Source organism: Roseateles sp. (assembly GCF_049240545.1).
Taxonomy (GTDB): domain Bacteria; phylum Pseudomonadota; class Gammaproteobacteria; order Burkholderiales; family Burkholderiaceae_C; genus Paucibacter_A.
Map to the genome: position 1 here is coordinate 1 of NZ_JBMLSK010000042.1, position 4,509 is coordinate 4,509.

Below are 4,509 nucleotides of genomic sequence, written 5' to 3' on the forward strand. Positions count from 1 at the left end.
GCAGGTTTGCTCGCCGCGGCGCCTGAGGCCGGAGCGCCGCCCCTACTCCCACTCAAACACCAATGGAGCCGGCAATCCCTCGGAAAGACTGGATGCGGCGCGCCGAAGCGCGGTTTGTACCGTCAGGACTACCGACACTTTGAGGAGGTCCAGCATTGGTGCGGGTTTCCGGGCGATCGGCGCGGGATGCACCTTTCGGGATCTATCGAGGACTATCGGGCCTTGTGAGGGCTCGAACGGGAGTGTCGTCTCATCCAGGCAAGCCATTCGCTCTGCAGTGGAGCCTACCGTCACGACACGCGTAACCCACTGTCGCATCGGAACTTTCAGGCCGCGTTCTTACCGTCAACGTGCTCACACACCCTCCCCGCACGACCATGGCCCCCCAGACTTCCACTGGCCCTGCAGCGGTGAGTTGCTGGCTGCGGCCTCGACGACCGGCAACAGGAAACGCCCCAGTGCCGCGATGACGTCGCTCAGCGCGAGTCCTTCCAGCCGATTTCTCTTCAGGAACGCCTGCCACTGAGCGTCCTTCTGCGCGTCCTGAGCGAAGGTGTCGGTGAGCCCCAGAGGGGCCGAACCGGTCAGACCCGTCGCTCGCCGATCGAACGTTGCACGCACTGCGCGGCAGAGGATGTCCGCGGCGAAGTTGGCGTACCGCGCGAGCACCCAGAGATCGAAGTAATCCTTCATCCGGCTGTTTGCCAGACCAAGGGACGTGAGCGCCTCGAGCTTTTCGGCCACGACCGTGTAGCGCGGGTAGGCACGAAGCTTCGGCGCAGCGAACTCGGGCAGCATCACCGGGTACTCGACATCGTCCGGCTCTGGCGTCACGGCATCGCCGGAGCCGATGTCGATCTGATTCTGGCAGCGAGCGCCATCGATTGAGGCCAGCAGCCCGGCGCGTAGCCCTGCACAGTTCGCGTCTTTGCGGATCTCGGTTGCGCGCACCGTGTCGACATCGAAGGTCACACCGTCGTCCTCGGCGATCGCGCTGATCTCCTTGAACGTGCTCTCCATGAGCGACAGCTCGGCCGATCCGAACCCGAGGAGGTCTACATCCCTCGTTGGCCGATGCGGCACGTCGAACCAGAGATCGAAGAGCAAAGCGCCTTTCAGCAGGAAATGGTCGGCGTGGCGAGAGACGCCGATCCGATACAGCAGGCGCTCGATCGCGTAGCGCGTCAGCACCAGGCTGAAGTCCTGGCGAGTCTCCCGCGCCCGGGCGAGAAGGCGCGCACGCACCGATGCGCCGACATTCCGCCCGGTCACGACAGGCTTTCCATGTAGGGGCGCATCACGTTGGCCACCCGGCACTGGACCGCGTAGCGCCAGAGTTCGTCCATGGTCACACGGCGTGCCGCCCAGGCCTCGCGCAGGGCTTCCAGGGCCACATCAAGGCCGACCTTGTTGCGAAACTTGAAGCAGTCGGCAACCGTTCGAGCAACGCTGGTCACGCGAACTGCCACGCCGTCGATCCGGTGCTCCTCGACCCCCTCGGTCAACCCAACACCGGAGAAGCGCAGGATCCGCAGCGGCGGATAGTCGATCCTCGGCGCACGCGACTTGTTGGGGATGGCCAGCCAGAGTTCGAACGGCGACTGAGCCGTCAGGCCGTGCACACGCAGCGCCGAGAGCAAGCAGACGACAGCGTGTGGGTGCCTGCGTGCGACCTCCGCCATCGAGCCGTGTTCGGACGCAAGCCGGCCGGGCGATGCGTACAGGCCCCGCCCCACGCGTTCGAGACGCCCTTGTCGGACCAGTCTCGTCAGGGCGACACGCGGCAGAGACCATTCATCCAGGTCGCGAGGCCGGATCAGGCCCTGGTTGGCCGCGAGGGCCAGTATTCGCTGATGGTTGGAGTCCACGGAGTCATGATGTTCCGAGTTGTCGGTATTTGTCAGTATTAACCTGCATATCGAAACGCAGAGCCGATCGAAATCCGCGTCCCTCTGACCAGCCCTCCTGGAGCTCGACACTACCTATAAGACCTGCGGTTCATCTCGCACCCGAAGACGCTAAAAATGGACTTTTCATAGGCGATATTCAATCATACAATCTCGCACGTGAACCCGCAGATCATCCAGCAGTACGACTCCCCGCATCAGTTCGAGCCGCTGATGCCTGCGGAGCCCCTGCTCGCGCCCTTGCTGGAGAAAGCTGGCGACCTGATGCGCAAGGCCACGGCCCTCGGGGCAGCCTCCGGCAGGACGGCGCAGACCGAACTGCGCAAGCTCCTGCGCAGCATGAACTCGTACTACACCAACCGGATCGAGGGCGAGCACACCCGCCCCAGCGACATCGAGCGCGCGCTGCAGCAGGACTTTTCCGCCAACGCCGACCTCGCGCGCAAGCAGCGCCTGGCCGTCGCCCACATCCGCACCGAAGCCCTGTGCGAAGGTCAAGTCGACCGCAAGCTCGAAGCCGACGGCCCAGAAGCCGCCAGATGGCTCTATTCGCCTGAAGCACTGATCTGGCTGCACAAGGAGCTGTTCCGCGACCTTCCTGAGGACGACCTGCGGCTGGCCGATGGCAGCACCCTGGTGCCCGGCGAGCTTCGCCAGCGCAGTGTGGCGGTCGGCCGGCACGAGGCGCCGACAGCGCAGTCGCTGCCCCGATTCATCGAGCGTTGGCAGCAGGTGTACGGCAGCATTCGGCGAGGGGAAGCTTCCGTCGTCGCCCTGGCTGCTGCACACCATCGGCTGGCGTGGACACACCCCTTCCTGGACGGAAATGGCCGGGTCACCCGGCTGCACACCCACCTGCTCCTGCATGCGTGGGGGCTCACGGGTGGCCTGTGGTCCCCCTTGCGGGGATACGCGCGAACCGAATCGAAGTACAAGGCCCTGCTGCAGGCTGCCGACGAACACCGCCGTGGAGACCTGGATGGACGGGGCAACCTCACCCAGGCAGGGCTGGTGCAGTGGATCGAGTACACCTTGGACACCTGCCTCGACCAGGTCGAGTTCATGGCCAGGCAGCTGGATGTGCAAGGCATGCAGGACCGTATCCGCGCGGCCCTTTCCTACGAAACGGCGGCGGTCAAGTCAGGCGTTCGGGACGAGGCTCTTCTTCCCCTGCACTACCTCTTCGCCACGCAAGGCGAGCTCGGGCGCGCGCAGTTCAAGGCCATGACCAGCCTGGGCGAGCGCGTGGCCACCGCCACGCTGTCGGCGCTGCTCGCGCGCGGGTTCCTCACCACGGACTCCCCTTACGGGAGCCTGCGGTTTGGCATCCCACGTCATGCGCTTCGCTTCTACTTCCCCGCCTTGTGGCCGGAGGCGGAGCAGGATCAGGATCTGCTCGATGGCGAGGTCGGGCTGACCGCCGTGCCTCGCGGCACATCGCGACGCAGTCCCCCGGTCTGACGCGATCGGAGCGCCGACCACCCTTCACACACCTTCGACCACGATTTTTCATACCCAAGGGCAACTCCCGGAGATCGCTGCGCGCCCTACCCCGTCCCCTCACGGAACCGGAGAGCGCCATGCTGCCCATCCCCACGCCCACTTCACGGGAAGCCCTTTACCAGGAGCTGTGGACCCGCCCCATCCCCGAGCTCTTGAACCGCTACGGCGTGTGCGAGCTCACCTTCCTGACCACCTGCCGTCGGCTGCACCTGCCCGTGCCGGCCCGACATCTCTGGCCACGGATCGCCGCGGGTGAGCGGTTCCAGCCGCCGCCGCTAAGCCCGTGGGAAGGCCGGCGCCCACCCGTCGGCCCCATCCCTCTGTCGGATACCGAAATGGCGCGCCGGATGGCCGTGAAGGCGGCGGCTGCTGGCGCTCCTGAGCGGCGGCAGCCCATCACCGTCCCGGACCGACTGCTGGACCCTCACCCCCTGGTCAAAGCGACCGCCAGACCGGGACCGCCGAGCGCGCCAAGGGGACCTCGGCCAATGTGCTGGCTGGAGCGCTCGACATCCGCGTCTCGCGCAGCTGCCTCGACCGCGCCCTGCGGATCGCCGACACCTTGCTTAAGGCACTGACGCTCCATGACATCACTGCCGACATCGACCCGAAAACTGGCGCTGTCAGGTCCCGGATGATTAATAACTTTTTTCTTGAACAGGTGAGGGTGTGATTCTTGCCACTTTTTCATCGCCATCAGGGGTGTCTGGTGGTTGAGCGCCTTCTGCGGCAGATGCTGGTTGTACAGCCACACGTAGCGATGCAGTGTCTTGCTCAGATCCTCGGCGCTGTTGAAGCGGTGCGTCTGCAGCACCTGCTCGAGCCTGCCGTTGAACCGCTCGACCATGCCGTTGGTTTGCGGCGTGCGGGGCTTGGTGAGCCGGTGCTCGATGCCCAGGCTGTCGCACAGGAGGTCGAACTCGTGCTCGCCAGAGGCGTCCTTGGCGCGGCCGCCGAACAGTCGGTCGGTGAACTCCTTGCCGTTGTCGGTCAGGATGGTGCTGATCACGAACGGCGCGGCCTTGGCCACCTCGTTGAGGAAGCTGCGCGCCGCCGCCGCCGTCTTGCGCCGCTTGATCGAGATGAACACCCAGCGCGT

Annotated in this window: 3 protein-coding genes and 1 pseudogene; 1 reads left to right on the forward strand and 3 read right to left on the reverse strand. The window is 65.4% G+C overall.

Translation table 11 applies throughout. The features are described 5' to 3' along the window. Positions 1–354: 354 nt before the first annotated feature. Both ACOVRJ_RS02380 and ACOVRJ_RS02385 read right to left on the reverse strand, forming a co-directional pair. Positions 355–1,272 (reverse strand): nucleotidyl transferase AbiEii/AbiGii toxin family protein, encoded by a 918-nt coding sequence (locus tag ACOVRJ_RS02380; RefSeq protein WP_422042306.1) that lies wholly within the window; start codon positions 1,270–1,272, stop codon positions 355–357. Further along, the gene (locus ACOVRJ_RS02385) at positions 1,269–1,868 is read right to left on the reverse strand and encodes a type IV toxin-antitoxin system AbiEi family antitoxin domain-containing protein (RefSeq protein ID WP_422042307.1); all 600 of its coding nucleotides are present in this window, start codon (positions 1,866–1,868) and stop codon (positions 1,269–1,271) included. Before ACOVRJ_RS02385 ends, ACOVRJ_RS02380 begins: the two co-directional genes overlap by 4 nt. 198 nt (positions 1,869–2,066) lie before the next feature. Here ACOVRJ_RS02385 and ACOVRJ_RS02390 point away from each other — a divergent pair, with 198 nt between their 5' ends. Further along, complete coding sequence (locus ACOVRJ_RS02390; RefSeq protein ID WP_422042308.1) at positions 2,067–3,368, forward strand: Fic family protein; 1,302 nt, start codon at positions 2,067–2,069, stop codon at positions 3,366–3,368. A 664-nt stretch (positions 3,369–4,032) separates the two neighbouring features. On the opposite strand, the pseudogene ACOVRJ_RS02395 reads toward ACOVRJ_RS02390, so the two are convergent. Continuing rightward, positions 4,033–4,509: pseudogene (locus ACOVRJ_RS02395) on the reverse strand (integrase core domain-containing protein); the annotation flags it as partial.